This is a genomic window from Melioribacter sulfuriphilus, assembly GCF_052656625.1.
Genome location: NZ_JBQXXK010000003.1, coordinates 379,937 through 397,230 on the forward strand (window position 1 = coordinate 379,937; position 17,294 = coordinate 397,230).

The following is a 17,294-nucleotide window of genomic DNA, read 5'->3' on the forward strand; positions in this document are numbered from 1 at the left end:
TTCTTCGAAGTGTTTTTCTTCTTGTAATTTATTGTCGATCATACCAATTCTCCCGAAAATTTTTCTTCAAGTTGAGTAAGTATTTCTTCCGGAGATGGGACAATTCCTCCCATTCTACCGTAGAAATGAACTTCGACTTTGCCATTGACCGCAAGTTTAACATCTTCAACCATTTGTCCTGCATTCATTTCTGTAACGAGAATACCTTTGACATTACTAGCAAGTTCATTCAATTTAACGTAAGGGAAAGGATAAAGAGTAATTGGTCTGAATACGCCGACTTTCAAGCCTTTCTGGCGGGCAAGTTCGGCAGCTTTCGAACTAATTCTGGCAACCAATCCAAAAGCGACAATAATTATATCTGCATCGTCGCAATTAATCATTTCAAAACGGACTTCATTTTTTTCTATCTCTCTGTACTTTGCTTGGAGTTTATTGTTAATCTCTTCCATTTTATCGGGTTCTATATGAAGGGAAGTAATCACATTTCTCTCTCTATTTTTCGGTTTGCCAACTGTAGCCCATTCCTCGATATTGGTTTTGCGTGGAATTGGTTCAAAGAGTTCGACTTTTTCCATCATCTGACCTAAAGCTCCGTCAGCAAGGATCATGACCGGATTTCTGTATTTAAATGCGAGTTCAAAACTAAGGGGAACGAAGTCGACCATTTCCTGTACAGTCGAAGGAGCGAGAACAATTAATTTATAATCGCCGTGTCCGCCGCCTTTAACAGCCTGGAAATAATCTCCTTGCGAGGGTTGAATTGTCCCGAGACCGGGTCCACCTCGCATAACATTAACAATTAGACAGGGAAGTTCAGCGCATGCGATGTATGAAATTCCTTCCTGCATAAGACTTATTCCCGGCGAGGAGGAAGAGGTCATAACTCTTTTACCAGTACCAGCGGCTCCATAGACCATATTAATAGATGCAACTTCGCTTTCGGCCTGTAGAACGACCATTCCAGTTCTTTTATAAGCTTCTTTTGAAAGATACTCTAATACTTCCGATTGCGGAGTAATAGGATAACCAAAATAACCATCGCAGCCGGCTCGAATTGCGGCTTCGGCCAGAGCTTCGTTACCTTTCATTAAACGGAGTTCTTTTTTCATTGCCGCACCGTTATTGTTATATCATTTTTGACGTCGGTTATTGTCGCAAGGTGTTCTTTTTTCGCTTTATCGGTCTTGCGATAAACTCTGATTATGCCTTCTGGGCAAACCAGAGCACAGTTTGTACACCCTGTGCAATTATCTTTGACTTTAACAACGTAATGATACCCTTTCGAATTTAACTTTCGGGAAAGCTCGAGTGTTGATTGCGGACATGCAACCGTGCAAATTTCACACCCTTTGCATTTCTCGATATCAATCAGGATATCTCCTTTTACTTTTGCCATATTTACCTCAGTTTATTTAAAATAAAAAAAGGTTATAGTTTTGCTATAACCTTTCCTCGGTTTAAGGTATAAGATTAGTAGTATTTCAATTAGTAATAGCTTCATAGTTCCTTCATTAGAAACTAACATGCCAAAATAGAGATACAAAATTTGTTGTTTAAAATAATGATTATTGGCAAAAAATAAAGCCTAAAAGGGAAGGTTTTGAATTTATATTAAAGGAGCAATAGTCCTATTTCCAAACCTGAGATATCGATTTCTTACAGTTAGGATAATGTAGCGTGTTTATCCGCGTGGTAAGAACTCCTCACAAGAGGTGAAGATTCAACAGCTTTGAATCCAAGACTTAATCCGAAATCTTTATATTCTTTAAATTCTTCCAGTGTAACATAACGATGTACTGGCAAATGATTTTTTGTAGGTTGAAGGTATTGACCTATAGTCATTATATCGCAGCCAGCATTGTACAAATCTTTCATCAATTCGAATACTTCTTCTTTTGTTTCTCCTATACCAACCATAATTCCACTTTTCGTTCTCAATCCCTTTTGTTTGAACCATTCGATTAGTTTAAGACTTCTTTCGTATTTTGCCTGAGGACGAACAGCATGATAGAGACGTTTGACAGTTTCAAGATTATGATTCAGAATGTCTGGTGGATTCTTCATTATGATTTCAAATGACTCGGTATCACCTTTAAAGTCGGGTATTAAAATTTCAATTGTAGTAGAGGGCATTTTAGAACGAATGAGCCTTACAGTTTCAGAAAAGATTGACGCACCCCCATCTTTAAGTTCATCTCTGTTGACAGAAGTAATTACAACGTGTTTCAATTTCAACTGCTCAACCGATTCTGCCACACGTCTGGGCTCATCGAGGTCAAGTTCGGAAGGGAGTCCCAATTTAACATTACAAAATCCGCAACTTCTCGTACATACGTCCCCAAGTATCATGAAAGTTGCAGTACGCCTGTTCCAGCATTCAGCAATGTTTGGACAGCGAGCTTCTTCACATACAGTGTTAAGCTTCGCTTGCCTCATCAAGCGATGCACATCTTTATAATTCTCACCTGAAGGAAGTCGTACTTTCAACCATTCGGGTCTTTTCCCTAAATCCGGCCTTTCTTTTTCGATTGCTTCTTTGAAATTTTTTTGATGTTGATTGATTTTCATTTAATCTCCGAATTAAGAATTAAACAGAACTTGTATCGAAATTTTCTAAAATATTTTTAATCGACATTAGAAATTTACTACCAATCATACCATCAATCAAACGATGGTCGTGACTGAGCGATAAATAGAGCATAGGTTTAATTGCAATCGAGTCGACTCCCCCATTTTCAACAACTACAGGTTTCTTTACGACAGCACCTACGCCTAAAATACCAACTTCAGGCTGATTTATAATCGGCGTACCGATCAATGTACCAAATACTCCATAATTTGTTATTGAAAAAGTTCCATTTTGAACATCTTCCGGCACAAGCTTTTTTGATCGGGCGCGTTCACTCAGATCGGCTATAGCTTTTGCCAATCCGAGTACACTTTTTTCTTCCGCGTGTTTAATGTTCGGCACAATTAATCCGTTTGGCTCAATTGCAACTGCAATACCGAGATTGATGTATTTTTTGATTATAATGTTTGTTCCTTCAATCGATGAATTCATGAGTGGATATTGCTGTAAAGCTTTCACTGTAGCAAACGCTATAAACGGCATGTAAGTCAATTTAATAGTGAATCTGTTTTTACTCTCTTTGATAAAATTGTAAATAACCGACATATCCACTTCCGCAACTGCAGTAACATGCACTGAAGTATCTCTGCTTCTTACCATATGTTCCATAATCCTGCGGCGATTATGATCCATCGGAATAATTTCCTCGCCAGTAGAAGTAGAACCTGTTGCTTTTTCAAACTTCTCTGGCTGGCCAGGCTCTGAAGTTGTTGTGGATGATCTCTTTGACTCGATGTACTTTTCCAGATCTTTTTTGGTTAGTCTTCCCTTTAATCCTGTCCCTTCGATAGTATCGAGTACACTCAAAGGAATTCCTTCGGCTCTTGCAAGATTGATGACCGATGGAGAATAAAATCGAGTTTCACTTTTTCGGAAGTCTTCCTTATGTTGAACTGGCTTTTCAATCGATTCGATTTCTTTCTTTTCGGCAGTTTCGTACTTCTCGGTAACCGAAGGGAGAGGCTGCAATCCCGTTGTGGTTTTAAGCCTTGCAACAGGTTGTCCTACTTCAACAGTTTGATTTTCGTTGTAGAGAATTTCTAACAATATTCCTTCTTCGGGCGATGGCACTTCGGTATCAACTTTGTCCGTACTGATTTCAAATAAAATCTCATCTTTATTAATTTTTTCGCCGACCTTTTTGTGCCATTTGATAATTGTTCCTTCTGTGATTGATTCGCCCATCTTTGGCATGACAATATCAATGATCTGGCCTCCAACTTGAGTGGTGGTAGGCGTATCTTCAAGTTTGTCGATATATTCAGTATTATCTGTTTCAATAATTGCTACAACTTTACCAACTTCAGCCGATTCGTTTTCTTGTACAAGGATTTCTTTCAGTATTCCGTTTTCTGGACTTGGCACTTCAGTATCGACTTTGTCTGTACTTATTTCGAATAATATTTCGTCTTTTTTAATTTGCTGGCCAACTTTTTTATGCCACTTGATTATTGTTCCTTCGGTAATACTTTCCCCCATTTGCGGCATAATTATTTCAACTTTCATCAAAACCTCGAATTAATATTGCAATAATAATTTAAGCTGGTCGTAGATTTTATTTCTATCTGGCAGCACAAATTTTTCAAGATTTGGAGCATAGGGAATTGGACTATCTTTTGCGGCAATTCTTTTAACTGGTGCATCGAGAAACTCAAAACACTCGTCTGAAATCCGTGCGGCAATTTCAGCGCCAAAACCTGCCGTAAGTGTATCTTCATGAATAACAGCCACCTTGCCAGTTTTTTTCACGCTTTCGGCTACCATGTCGAAATCAAGGGGAGATATTGTTCTTATATCGATAATTTCAATCGAGTAACCTTCATCTTTCAGCTTTTTCGCTGCAAAAGTTGACTCGTACACCATTGCGCCGTAAGTAATTATAGACAAATCAGTTCCTTCGGTTACTTTTCGAGCTTTTCCAAACTGAATAAGATACCCTGCATCCGGTTCGGGCGATGTGGCATAACTTTGTCTATAAAGACCTTTATGTTCGAGGAACAAAACCGGGTCGTTGATTCGAAGAGCCGTTTTTAATAATCCTTTTGCATCAGCTGCATTTGAAGGATATGCAATATAAAGTCCCGGCATGTGTGCAAAAAAACCTTCGATATTTTGACTGTGATATAATCCGCCGTGAATAAATCCTCCGACAGGCACACGTATCACCACTGGGGTTTCGAATAGATTGTTCGAACGATAACGATACATAACGAGTTCGTCACGGATCTGCATGAATGCAGGCCATATATAATCACCGAATTGGATTTCGACACATGGTTTTAATCCTGTTAGAGACATTCCAATGGCAACTCCGATTATACTTGCTTCGGCTAATGGAGAATTAAAAACTCGTTCGTTGCCGAATTGTGTTGAAAGACCTTTAGTGGCTGTAAACACTCCACCCTTTTTGTCCGCCACGTCCTCGCCGAAGAGGTAAATCTTATCGTTAAATTCGAGTTCTTCTTTCAGTGCATGATTAATTGCATCGACCATTACAATATTTTTTCCGAAGCTTTTCGATTTTTCATAATTAAGCTTCGATTTCTTGTCCGATTCGTCGTAGACATATTTAATGGCAGAATCTGTGTCTGGTTCTGGTTGCTTCAAAGCCCAGTCGGCAGCTGCAGTAATATGGTTTCTGACTTCTTTGTAGAGTTCCTCAAGTGCCAGTTCGTTCAAAAAGCCCCTGTCAATTAAAAACTCAGAGAATAATTTAATTGGATCTTTCCGTGCGTCTTGAGCCAGCGATTCAGGAGTTCGATATTTTTTCTGGTCGTCCGAAGATGAATGTGAAAAAAGCCTTACTACATGAGCCTCAACAATAACCGGTCCTTCTCCATTGCGTGCATATTTAAAAGCCGACTTCGCAATCGCATGTACTTTAAGAAAATCCGTTCCGTCAACTTCGAAACGGAGTAAATTTTCAAAGCCCTTTAGCAATTCTGAAACGGAAGAATTTCTTCCCGCATTTTGATTTTCTACGGGGACGGAAATTGCCCATTTATTATTTTCAACTAAAAATACGACCGGCAGCTTTTCGCGACACGCCCAATTAACTGCCTCGAAGAACTCACCTTCAGAGGTAGCTCCTTCGCCGCTGCTAACATAAACCACGCCATCTTTTCTTTCTTTCTTCAAAGCAAGCGCAGTACCGACGGCTTGCAAAAACTGTGTGCCGGTTGGACTCGATTGTGTGGGCACATTTAATTCTTTAGACGACCAGTGGCACGGCATCTGTCGGCCTCCGCACATCGGATCATTTTTACGGGCAAGAAAATGAAGGAATACATCCTCCGGTTTAGTTCCGGCAGCCAGCATGAATGCGAGATCTCTGTAATATGGATAAGCCCAGTCGATTCCCTTTTTGATTTGAAGTCCAAATGCAATTTGAACTGCTTCGTGCCCTGAACCGGGTATGTGAAAAAATGTTTTACCTTGCTTCAATAGTGTAAGTTGTTTGTCGTCGATCGTACGGGACGTTATCATCAAACGAAGGACATTTAACAATTCTTTTTTCGTCATGCCCCCGAATGAATCGAGCTTGCCCGTAGGAGTTAATTCTTCATTTAAGATTAGCTCAGATTTATCTTTCTTCATTCGCCGCCCTTTCAAATTCTTTTAGTGAATTAAGGAAGTGACCTTTATCGAACTCAACGTAATGACGGTATTCAAATATTTTCACGAATTCTTCCACCAGCTCTTTTTTAATAGAATTGATATCGTGTGTTCTACCAGTTTCTTTTTCAAGCGATGTCACTTCTTTATCTCTTATGCCACACGGAATTATACCGTCAAAGAGGGATAAATCAGTATTGATGTTGAAAGCAAAACCGTGCATTGTAATCCAGCGACTTACTTTAATTCCAATTGCTGCTATTTTACGATCTTCAATCCATACTCCTGTTAAACCTTCTTTGCGACCGGCATCGAGTCCATGTTTTTTGCATACGTTGATAATAAGTTGTTCCAGATTCCTCAAATAAGCGTGTGTATCTTCTTTCCACTCCTTAAGGTCGATTATTGGGTAGCCAACGATCTGCCCCGGTCCGTGGTATGTAATATCTCCGCCTCGGTCAATATCATAAACTTTAATTCCCCGTTTCGTAAGTTGTTCATCTGTCAACAATAAATTCGATCTCGAAGCTACTTTACCAAGCGTATATGTATGAGGATGTTCGAGCAAGAAAAAAGTATCACCTGTTTTGCCAGCATAACGTTGATTAAAAATTCTTTTTTGAAGCTCCCATGCTTCATCATAATCGATAAAACCGAGATCACAGTATCTTAATTCTCTAATTTGATTATCCTTCATATAAGGCAAATAAAATGCACTAAATTAAACTTCTACTTTTGTTTGGGTTTAACAAATATAGAAGATTTTACGTTCAAAAGACAAATTATCTTAGAAAGGAAATTAAACATTATCGAGTAATAAAAAGTCACTTTTTTTTCGTTTCGGTGCTCTATTATTGTTTTTCTCCGGATATGCACACAGGTCTGCTACAGGACATATTGTGCAATCTGGATTTGTGGGACGGCAAATTTCCCTGCCCAGTTTAATTAGATTTGTATGAAGCGAATGTGCAATTCCATCGGGAAGATTTTCATTAATTTTTTGAAATGTCTTATCGGGCGATTTTTCGTTAACAATGCCAATCCGATTTAATGTTCGATGAACGTGAGTGTCGACTGGACAGACATTTCTGTACAAAGAAAAAAGGAGTACACAACTGGCAGTTTTAACTCCGACACCTTTAAACGAAGTTAAAAATTCGAGAGCTTCTTCGTTCTTCATTTTTTTAAGGAAATTCATATCGAGACGATTTTCTTTTGAAAGATTTACAACCAGATTTTTAATTGTACGCGCTTTTTGCCTGGTCAATCCCGCTTTTCTAATAGCCTTTTCGATTTGACCTAACGGCGATTTTGCCAGCTTGCTCCAGTTAGGGAATTTTTGCTTGAGATTTAGGTAGGCCTCGTAAGAATTATTGTCATTAGTATTTTGAGAAAGAATTGTGGCAATTAACAAATCCAGTGGCTCGGGCTTGCGTCTATTCCGCTCGGGCAAACCGAAATGTTCAATTAGTCTACTGTTTAGGAGTTCCAGCATTTTAATAATCTTTAAAAAAGGTGAGTTAAGATACGAAAAATGGAGTTATCTCTTGATATATTGAAAGATTGGAACCGTAAAATAAAAAGTACTTCCCTTTCCGAGTTCGCTTTCAACCCAGATTTTCCCGCCCATTTTTTCGCAGAATTCTTTACATAGGATTAAACCTAATCCTGTTCCTTTTTCTTTGTGTTGCCCTATTTCTGCATTGTTGACGTCAATTCTGAAAAGTTTGTTTTTATCGGTTTCGCTTAAACCTATGCCACTATCTTCTACTGCAATGACTACAAAACCATTTTCGTCACGTGTTGAAACAGTAATTTGTCCGCCTGGATCCGTAAACTTGATTGCATTTGTCAATAAATTCCTTATTATCGTTTCGAACAAATTTTTGTCGGCATAAACCATCAATGTCGAATTAATGTCTACTTTGATTTCGATATTTTTCTTTTCCGCCTGCGTAGTTACAATATCCACAGTTTCTTTTATAACGTTTCGTATCGATAGAGGTTCGAGATTGACTTCGAGGCGGCCGGTTTGTGCGCGCGACCAGGTTAATAAATTTTCGAGCAATTTCTGTATTGAGGCTGCAGTTTGATAAATTGTTTTTATATATCCGAGTTTTTCCTCGTCGGTCATTTCATTATAATCTTCTTCGAGAATTTGAGAAAAACCGAGAATAGTAAAAATGGGATTTTTTAGGTCGTGCCCGATTATTGAAAAGAGTTTATCTTTTGCTGTATTCAATTCAAGTAATTTTTTTTCTGATTCGGCAAGTTGGACGTTAAGCTCGACATAACGAGCAGCTTCCTGTTCTATCTGATCTCGCGAATATGCAATATCCTGAAGCAATTTTTCTCGTTCCAGTTCAGCTTCTATCCGATCCTGAATATCGCGGATCATAAAGAGAATTAATACAGGATTCTTGTTTTCGTTGAGAATAGCGCCGATATTCGACTCGGCATAAACTGCGTTGCCATTATTATCTTTAAGACGAAATAGATACGATTTTATTGGGGTGCCGGTTGCAGCAACAGAAATGTTCTCTTTGAACAGTTCCCTATCATCTTCAAATATGAAATCGAGGATATTTTTCGAAAATATATCTTCAACCTTTTCGATGCCGAGCAACGACAAAAACTTATTTGACGCGTAAGAAATTGTACCGTCAAGTTCAGTTGTAACGATTGCATCGGGTGAAGTCGATAAAATCGATTGAGCAAATAATTCACTCTGGATTATCTTCTCTTCAATATTTTTCTTTTCGGTAATGTCTCGGACTTTAAGTACAATTCCATTTTTCTTATCATCGAGCTTTAAACGATGGAAATTAATTTCGAAGTACCTGTCTTTGAGTTTTGGGGATGTATAAACCTCAGAAAACGATTTTACTTTTAGAGCTTTTTCAAGATTCTTTTCCCAATACAATCTGTCTTCAAATGGAAAGATTTCCAGAAAATTTTCACCTTCATCATGATTTAATCCGTCGTACAAAATTAGATAAGATTTGAATTTATTATTACACTTCAGGATTTTGTAATCCTGGTCAAGAAGACAAAACATCTCATCCGTATCAATTAATACGTTTAGAACTCCATACGGGTCAATTTGAGTCCACTGCTCGTTATTTACTATTTCTTGATTCATTATTATCTGCGGGCTCATTCATCCGCAATTATTATCGAAATTTTTCGGGAAAATTTAAATTTATTTTGTTTTTTGTTCGAATTAATAATTCATTTCTGTTATTATTTTTGTGTTTTTTTTCAAAAAATAAGAGGTAATATGGACACTTTAATGGTTAGCATATCAGGAATAAGAGGAATCATTGGCGAAGGTCTTTACCCTTCCACGATTGTAGAATACACTTCTGCATATGCAGATTTTTGCGGTAAAGGTAAAATTGTAGTTGGCAGTGACGGTCGAATATCAGGAAATATGGTAAAAAATCTTGTAATCGGGACATTGATTGCAAAAGGAAACGACGTAATCGACCTGGGCATCTGCCCCACACCCACTGTACTTTTCAATGTAAGAAATTTAAAAGCAGCAGGCGGTATTCAGATTTCAGCAAGTCACAATCCAAACGAATGGAACGCATTAAAATTGCTGAATAATAAAGGCGAGTTTATGAGCCCAGAAGAACACTATAAAATGATTTCACTTTTGAAAGAGACTCAAAAACATTATGCGAAGTGGAATAAACTCGGAACGGTAACTGAATACAGTAAAGGACTTTACGAGCATATCGATGCTGTGCTTTCTATGCCTTACATCGATCTGAAGAAAATTCGCAGGAAAAAATTTAAAGTTGTACTTGACTGTGTTAACGGTGCAGGTGCTTATTCGATGCCGTATCTTCTCGAAAAATTCGGCTGCGAAATTATCCAAACCAATTGTGAAAAGAACGGCATATTTCCACGACTGCCTGAACCTGTACCTGAAAACCTCACTAAAACTATGAAACTCGTCAAAAAGAATAAAGCTGATTTCGGAATTGTTGTTGATCCGGATGTAGATAGGCTTGTATTAATCACAGAAGAGGGTAAACCTTTTGGAGAAGAAAATACAATTACTCAGGCAGTTAAATTTATTTTATCAAAAAAACGTGGTAATGTTGTCGTAAATTTATCTACTACTCGCGCTGTTGATGACGTAGCCGCGAATTTTAGATCGAAAATTTACAGGTCACCAGTGGGCGAAGCAAATGTCGTCAAAAAGATGAAACAGGTTAAAGCCATTATTGGAGGTGAAGGGAGCGGAGGGGTTATATTGCCTTCGGTAAATTTTGGACGCGACGCTTTAGTTGGCACGGCTCTTTTATTTCAGCATCTGACGGAATTTGGCGGAACTTTAGGAGAGTTAAAAAAGTCTCTGCCAGAATATTTCATTGTGAAACGCAAAATTGAAATCGGCAAAAAGGACCCCGACAAAATTTTATCCAAACTCGCACTGAAGTATTCAAAATATTCACCAAACAGTGAAGACGGACTGAGAATTGACTTTGAGGACCACTGGGTTCATTTCAGAAAATCGAATACTGAGCCAATAATTAGATGTATTGTTGAATCCGATTCTAAAACGAAATCAAACGAGTTGATTGAAAAGTACATGAAAGAATTATAAAACAAAGGGTTGTCTGAAACTGCTGTTCTAAAAAAAATTTGAGATTAATCGTGAAATTTGCGCCTCTCATAAAAAACTACTTTCAGACAACCTTTTTCAATATCACTTATAAAATTCGCTTATTTTTTGAACAACGTACTCAATTTGTTCGTCACTCAATTCTGGATATATTGGCAATGCCAGTGAAGTTTCGGCAGCTAAATTCGATACTGGGTAGTCACTATCTATAGTATTCAAATACGCAAAACATTCCTGACGGTGGAAAGGAACGGGATAATAAATTTCGCAGCCGATGTCATTCTTTTTAAGATATTCTAATAAACCGTCGCGGTCTTTTACACGAATTACAAATTGATTATAGATATGATAGTTTTTAAGTCCGTCAATATTTTTATAGACCGCTTCAGGAAGAATTACTTTTTCGGGATTTAAGTAGTTATTTTTCTCGTCAAGTAGACCGGTCTTTTCAAATAATTGATAATAGAGCTGTGCGTTTAATCTTCTTTTTTCAGACCATTTATCGAGATGTGGTAGTTTTACCCTTAACACAGCAGCTTGAAGCGCATCGAGTCGGAAATTTCCACCAATAAACTTATGATAATATTTTGGTTCCATACCATGGACTCGCATGATTTTAAGTTTGTGATAAATCTCCTCGTCGTTTGTTGTAACAATTCCGCCATCTCCAAAGCCACCTAAATTCTTGCTCGGGAAAAACGAAAAACAGCCGGTATGACCAATAGTACCCACATAACGTCCATCTTTATATTGAGCACCAATTGCCTGGGCTCCATCTTCAATAACGTATAAATTATGCTTAAAAGCAATTTCCATAATTTCATCCATTTCTGCACTCTGACCATAAAGATGAACGGGTATAATTGCCTTTGTACGAGATGTTATTTTCCTTTCAATCTCTTTAACATCAATATTAAACGTGATAGGGTCAATATCAGTAAAAACAGGAGTTGCCTCCAGACGAGCCACTACACCAGCTGTGGCAAAAAATGAATATGTTGGAAGAATAACTTCATCCCCGCCTTTAATTCCAAGTGCCATCAAACTTAGCAAGAGAGCATCTGTTCCTGAGGATACACCGACAGCATACTTTGCACCAATATAATCACAAATTTCTTTTTCCAGAGCTTCAACTTCGGGTCCCAATATGAAATATTGCGACTCGACTACTTTCATTATCGCTCTGTCGACCTCTTCTTTGATAGATTGATACTGAGGTTTCAAATCCAAAAGGGGTACTTTCATAAAAACTCCTCAAAATTATTTTTAGAAAATTAAACAAATACAGATTGAATAACTAAATGTAAAATTTGATTTTTTTTCTTCACTTAAAATTTTTGTACAGATGATCTACATTAATAACTTCACGCTTTCTTTGCTTAACTGTTTTATTGGTTAGTGTTTTTGTATTCAAGTTATCGATGCACGTATAAAATTTTTTACTATATTAAGCACCTAAATCATTGAGACAAAATATTACTATAACATTACTGGTAAACCAAATTAAAAGTGCTAATAATTTTACGGTGCATAAATGACATTATCGAAAAAGATCGAAAGGTTAAAATCAAATTTTAAGTCGTCTTTCTGGGTTGCCAACGGGATGGAACTCTTTGAAAGGTTGGCATATTATGGTCAGGCTACAATTTTAAGTATCTTTTTGCGGGATCATCTTAAATTCACAGAAGTAGAAGCAGGACAGCTCTCCTCAATTTTTGGCGGTTTGATTTACTTACTTCCAATTTTCGCAGGAGCAATAGCAGATAAAATAGGATTTAAAAAAGCTTTCTCGTTTGCATTCGGTGTTCTGGCGGCAGGATATTTTCTAATTGGAGCAACAGGAATGAAAACCTTTTCTAACTTAATTCCTCAGTCGATTCTTTTCCCCTTTCTTACAATTATTTTGATATTCACAGCGCTTGGAGGTTCTTTTATAAAGCCGAGTGTGCTTGGCACTGTAGCACTTTCGACAACCGAAGAGACGAAATCACTCGGTTATGCAATTTATTACTGGCTGGTTAATATCGGAGCGGCTATCGGTCCTCTGCTTGCATATCTGGTTAGAGATTATTTCGGAATTGAGTTTGTTTACCTGGTTTCGGCAATAAGTTGTGCTTTAATGTTTATTGTAACGCAATTTTTTTATAAAAATCCGATACAAAATTACAATTCGCAGAATTTAAAAACCGTTTTGAAAAATTTGATCAAAGTCCTCACGAATCTTCGTTTTATGACATTCTTATTGATTTTTGGACTTTACTGGGTACTTTTCTGGCAATTTTTTATAATAATTCCATTTTACATATCGGACTTTATTTCGCTTGATACTCCAATAGAACTGATTTTATCGACCGGAGCCTGGACGATAATATTATTTCAAATACCGGTTAACCGTCTCACAAAAAAAATTTCGACTCAAACTGCAATTGTAATCGGTTTTGTATTTGCAACTGCTACATGGCTAATCTGGTATTTTGTGCTGCCTATTACAAATGGAAATACATATAATATTTTTGGGACAGAGGTATCAGTTAGTATTCCAGTAATTGTATTTGGCATATTTCTCTTTTCGATTGGTGAACAGACACAAGCTCCGCGCTTCTATGAATATATTGCCGACCTGGCTCCAAAAGGTCAGGAAGCATTGTTCCAGGGTTATGCGTTTTTGCCAATAGCTCTTGCCTGGGGATTCGGCGGTACATTTGGTGGTTGGGTTTATCAATTATTTACAAAAGATACGAACAATCCTCAGATGATATTTCTTGTAATAAGTGGAATCGGTATGCTGGCAACAATACTGATGTTATTTTATAATAGATTTACAAAATCGAAAGGATAATTAATAGAAAAGATTAAGTTGCTTTTCGTTATTAATAACGGCTGCTTCGTGTTCGAGCAGCCATTTCTTTCTCCAAACTCCGCCTGAATAACCCGCAAGACTTTTATCTGAACCAATAACTCTATGACACGGGATGATTATTGGAATTTTATTTTCTCCACTTGCTCTGGCAACAGCTCTAATCGACCTTTCGTTGCCTAATTGTCTGGATAATTTTAAGTACGAAATTGTTTTTCCGTATGGAATATTCTTTAATTCATTCCATACTCTTTTCTGGAATTCTGTTCCTTCAGGTTCTGTCGGGATACTGAAGTTTTGTAAATCACCATTGAAATATTGACTCAACTCATAGACACATTTTTCGAGTATTTCATTTGGATTTTCCTGTTCCAATTCAACGCCGTCGATATCAAGCATAAAATGTATCGATTTGATAACGCTCTCGTCTGCAGTAATTTTCAATTTACCGATGGGCGATTCGTAATATGTCAAATACTTACCCGGCATCAACCTCCCGAATTATCGAACGAAAATATAATTAAGATGCGGAATAAATTCTTGACAAAATTTCGATTACTTTATCACGGAGCAGTGGTTTAGAAATAAAGTCAGTAAATCCTGCAGCTATAAAATTTTCCCGTGCTCCTGGTTGCATGTAAGCCGTAGATGCGATGATTGGGATCTCTTTGTAGCCGGGCATTTTGCGTACAATTCGGAGCACGTCCAATCCATTATATTCTCCCTGCAAATTAATATCGACAATCAAGAAATCGAAACGCCTTGTTTTTAATAAAGGGATTGCGCTCTCTAAACTCGGTACTACCTCAATTGTTTTAAGATCCTTCATCTGGCTCTTGAATAAAATTTGAGAATCTACCTGATCCTCGAGATACAAACAGGTCATCGAAGATAAGTCAAGCTTTTTCAAGATATTAGGTGCTTGCTTTTCAATTGTATTATAGGATATTTTTTCAATTTTTTCTTCAGGTTTCTGTTTTTCTTCGATTTCGACTTCACCACCTTCAAATGGAGTAAATTTAAATGGAATACTTATTCCCACCTGTTTTTTATCTTTCTCACCAATTATTTTGAAACGTGCTCCAATTATTTCCATCAGTTTTTTTGCCAATTTCATCGAGAATCTGGAAAAGCCGTAATTCTTCCTACTGAAGTTTTCGTCGTCAGTAAGTATATCCTGTAAACCTTTCAAAAGGTATGGACTTGCTCCCTCTTTTAAATCGTCGATCAAAATAATGAAATTTTCGTCGTCTACTTTCTTAGCAGAAATCTTTAATTCTTTTTCTTTTGTTATCGTAATTGCAAAATTCAACAGCATACTGAGAAGACTTACAAATTTCTGCTTGTCCGTTTCGAATATAAGAGACGAAGAAATTTTTCCTTCTTTAACAGATTTGTCGTGTTGCTTAACACTCTTTGAAATAATATCCTCAACTTCTGGCATCAAATTGGCTAATTTAACTTGCTCAACTTTGTACTTAATATTTTTACGCAGATATGCAGCATATTCAACTGCATTATCCATAATCTGAAGTAATGTTTTCTGATTCTCTTTTATAATTTCGACTGCTTCTCTCTGTTCTTCATTTGGATTTTCGATGTTTTCCCATAAGTCCTGTGTAAAGCCCATTATTACGTTCAATGGCGTCAACAATTCGTGGAATAAATTCGAGAGAAAAGTTGCATCGATATTCGAACTTTCATTTGTTACTTCGGCTAATTTATTTGTTTTCTCTTCTGGCTGTAGCCGGATTAATACTATTACTTGTTCTATCTCCCCTTCATAATTCTTTATCGGATTTGCAAATAGTTCGGCTTTTGTCAATTCGCCATCTGACTTTTTGAGCGAAATATTTAATTTAATTGTATTATTCGATTCTGAATGAAGTACATTTTTGTTAATTACCGCTCTATCATCATCCGAGACAATACTGATGATCGGTCGGCCTTCGAGTTCTCTTTTAGAATAACCGAGTTGACGGGGTACAGCATCATTAACCGAGATAATAAATCCGTCTTTATCGGTTAATACAACCAGCTCATCTGTATTTTCGTAAACGTGTTTATAAAGCTGGCTCTCTCTGCGTGCCTTTAATTCTGAGGATACTTCCCTTACTAAATTTAAATGAGCTTTTTTCCCTTGAAATACAATTTCAGTGCTCTTAATTGTAACGTAGATATCTTTACCGTCGCTTCTTTTATGTTTGAGTGGCTTACCGCGAAGGGATTTATCTTCACTTTGTATTAATGCCTGCACATCCTCTGGAGCATATAAATCCGTCAAGTCGAGTTCGAGAAATTTTTCTTTAGAGTAGCCGTAGAGTTTGAGAGCTTCATCCGTTACGGCAAGAAATTTCAAATTTTCCAGATCATATACATAAGCGGCGTCTGGTATAATTTTAAGATATTCTTCGATCCCGATATGCATAGTTTTTTCAGCAGGTCTTACAATTTGATATCCAGTTAAAATTAGATTGCTGCCTGCTTTTGATACTGAGAAAGAATACAGCTTTTTATCCAGCGCCTCGACTTCGAAAAGATCTTCTGTTCGACTTTTATCCTCTTTAAGAAATGAAGTAATCTTATTTACTGCCTCATTTCCGAATAGTTCAATTGGTTTGGATTTTTTCTTATACAACTCGAATAAGCTTTCGAATATTTCATTGTACTCAGTAAATTCAAGATTAGCATCAATCACACAAGCAGGCAGAGGAATATGAGCTGTCAAGGAATGGAACGTTTGTTTTTCTGATTCGAAATATGAAAAGCCAATCATTGCAATAACACGATTTTCGAGATCAGAAATCGGAACGAGATAAATCGAAAAGTTCTTTGATGCGCCTGCTGATTTCAAACCACTTACAACAATAATATTCGAACTACTTTTAATAAAATCATTAATTTGTGAATAAAGATTCAAAAGATACTTGGGCAGGAAATCACTCTCGTTCTTATTTTCGAGTTTAGCCGCAGTAGTTCCGAGCCACGAAGCATAAGCCTCGTTAGCCACAACAATTTTGTCATCTTTGTCCTTGATCCAGAAAAAATTTTTAAGATTATTTATTTCTTTCTGGAATTTTATTTTTTCAATGAAAGTGAAAGGATAAGAATTTTTGACTCGTTCAATTTCTCTTAAAACTTCTCTATCCTCAATTAACTCCTCAATTTGATTCAGTGCAATTTTAATTTTATATGTATCTCTTTCTTCTGATTTTGATTCGCCTTGCTGAATGAAATCAATATAAAAGTAGATATTATTTTCACTTCTCAAAGGCGTATAAATCAATATATAGATTTGTTTATTATCATCAATTGTAATTGGTAATTCTGTAGAAGTGACATCATTTTTACTTTTGCATTCTTCGAACTTTTCAAGAATTCTGAATTTGTGTTCTTTCTCAACGGAAAGGAGATCTTTCCAGTACTGAAAAAAATTATTCTGGGGTATAAGTCCTGGGAATAATTTTCTAATTTCATCACTTACGGCGATAATTTTGCCGTTTTTATCGACAATCAATCCGTGTTTATTTTCGTAATTCACTTTTTAATTC

Annotated in this window: 13 protein-coding genes; 2 read left to right on the plus strand and 11 right to left on the minus strand. The window is 36.9% G+C overall.

Annotated elements, in window-relative coordinates; genetic code table 11:
- Positions 1–38: 38 nt before the first annotated feature.
- From ACUN8G_RS05455 to ACUN8G_RS05490, 8 genes are all read right to left on the minus strand, one after another.
- Positions 39–1,112 carry a 3-methyl-2-oxobutanoate dehydrogenase subunit VorB gene (locus ACUN8G_RS05455; protein ID WP_437346117.1) on the minus strand — a complete coding sequence of 358 codons (1,074 nt, stop codon included), beginning with the start codon at positions 1,110–1,112 and terminating at the stop codon, positions 39–41.
- A complete protein-coding gene (locus ACUN8G_RS05460) occupies positions 1,109–1,399 on the minus strand; it encodes a 4Fe-4S dicluster domain-containing protein (RefSeq protein WP_437346118.1) in 291 nt (96 codons plus the stop codon). The genes ACUN8G_RS05455 and ACUN8G_RS05460 overlap by 4 nt, the downstream gene beginning before the upstream one ends.
- 266 nt (positions 1,400–1,665) lie before the next feature.
- Positions 1,666–2,571 (minus strand): lipoyl synthase, encoded by a 906-nt coding sequence (gene lipA, locus ACUN8G_RS05465; RefSeq protein ID WP_437346119.1) that lies wholly within the window; start codon positions 2,569–2,571, stop codon positions 1,666–1,668.
- A gap of 19 nt (positions 2,572–2,590) precedes the next feature.
- Positions 2,591–4,138, minus strand: a complete 1,548-nt coding sequence (locus ACUN8G_RS05470) for a 2-oxo acid dehydrogenase subunit E2 (protein ID WP_437346120.1) — start codon at positions 4,136–4,138, stop codon at positions 2,591–2,593.
- Between the two features lie 12 nt (positions 4,139–4,150).
- Entirely contained in the window at positions 4,151–6,229 is a 2,079-nt protein-coding gene (locus ACUN8G_RS05475; RefSeq protein WP_437346121.1) for an alpha-ketoacid dehydrogenase subunit alpha/beta, read from the minus strand.
- Positions 6,216–6,944 carry a lipoyl(octanoyl) transferase LipB gene (gene lipB / locus ACUN8G_RS05480; protein ID WP_437346122.1) on the minus strand — a complete coding sequence of 243 codons (729 nt, stop codon included), beginning with the start codon at positions 6,942–6,944 and terminating at the stop codon, positions 6,216–6,218. The genes ACUN8G_RS05475 and lipB overlap by 14 nt, the downstream gene beginning before the upstream one ends.
- Before the next feature lie 102 nt (positions 6,945–7,046).
- Complete coding sequence (locus tag ACUN8G_RS05485; RefSeq protein ID WP_437346123.1) at positions 7,047–7,742, minus strand: endonuclease III domain-containing protein; 696 nt, start codon at positions 7,740–7,742, stop codon at positions 7,047–7,049.
- 45 nt (positions 7,743–7,787) lie between these two features.
- Positions 7,788–9,389 carry a sensor histidine kinase gene (locus ACUN8G_RS05490; protein WP_437346124.1) on the minus strand — a complete coding sequence of 534 codons (1,602 nt, stop codon included), beginning with the start codon at positions 9,387–9,389 and terminating at the stop codon, positions 7,788–7,790.
- A gap of 138 nt (positions 9,390–9,527) precedes the next feature.
- On the opposite strand from ACUN8G_RS05490, the gene glmM reads away from it, so the two are divergent.
- Positions 9,528–10,868, plus strand: coding sequence for a phosphoglucosamine mutase (gene glmM / locus ACUN8G_RS05495; protein ID WP_437346125.1), 1,341 nt, complete (start codon positions 9,528–9,530; stop codon positions 10,866–10,868).
- Between the two features lie 102 nt (positions 10,869–10,970).
- Here the strand turns inward: glmM and ACUN8G_RS05500 are convergent, their stop codons facing one another.
- Complete coding sequence (locus tag ACUN8G_RS05500) at positions 10,971–12,131, minus strand: DegT/DnrJ/EryC1/StrS family aminotransferase (RefSeq protein ID WP_437346126.1); 1,161 nt, start codon at positions 12,129–12,131, stop codon at positions 10,971–10,973.
- 289 nt (positions 12,132–12,420) lie between these two features.
- On the opposite strand from ACUN8G_RS05500, the gene ACUN8G_RS05505 reads away from it, so the two are divergent.
- Positions 12,421–13,725 (plus strand): MFS transporter, encoded by a 1,305-nt coding sequence (locus tag ACUN8G_RS05505; protein ID WP_437346127.1) that lies wholly within the window; start codon positions 12,421–12,423, stop codon positions 13,723–13,725.
- Here ACUN8G_RS05505 and ACUN8G_RS05510 read toward each other — a convergent pair whose 3' ends face one another.
- Both ACUN8G_RS05510 and ACUN8G_RS05515 read right to left on the minus strand, forming a co-directional pair.
- Positions 13,726–14,232, minus strand: a complete 507-nt coding sequence (locus tag ACUN8G_RS05510) for a methylated-DNA--[protein]-cysteine S-methyltransferase (protein ID WP_437346128.1) — start codon at positions 14,230–14,232, stop codon at positions 13,726–13,728.
- Positions 14,233–14,263: 31 nt separating this feature from the next.
- Positions 14,264–17,284: a PAS domain S-box protein gene (locus tag ACUN8G_RS05515; RefSeq protein WP_437346129.1), complete on the minus strand. Its 3,021-nt coding sequence runs from the start codon at positions 17,282–17,284 to the stop codon at positions 14,264–14,266.
- Between the last annotated feature and the right edge of the window lie 10 nt (positions 17,285–17,294).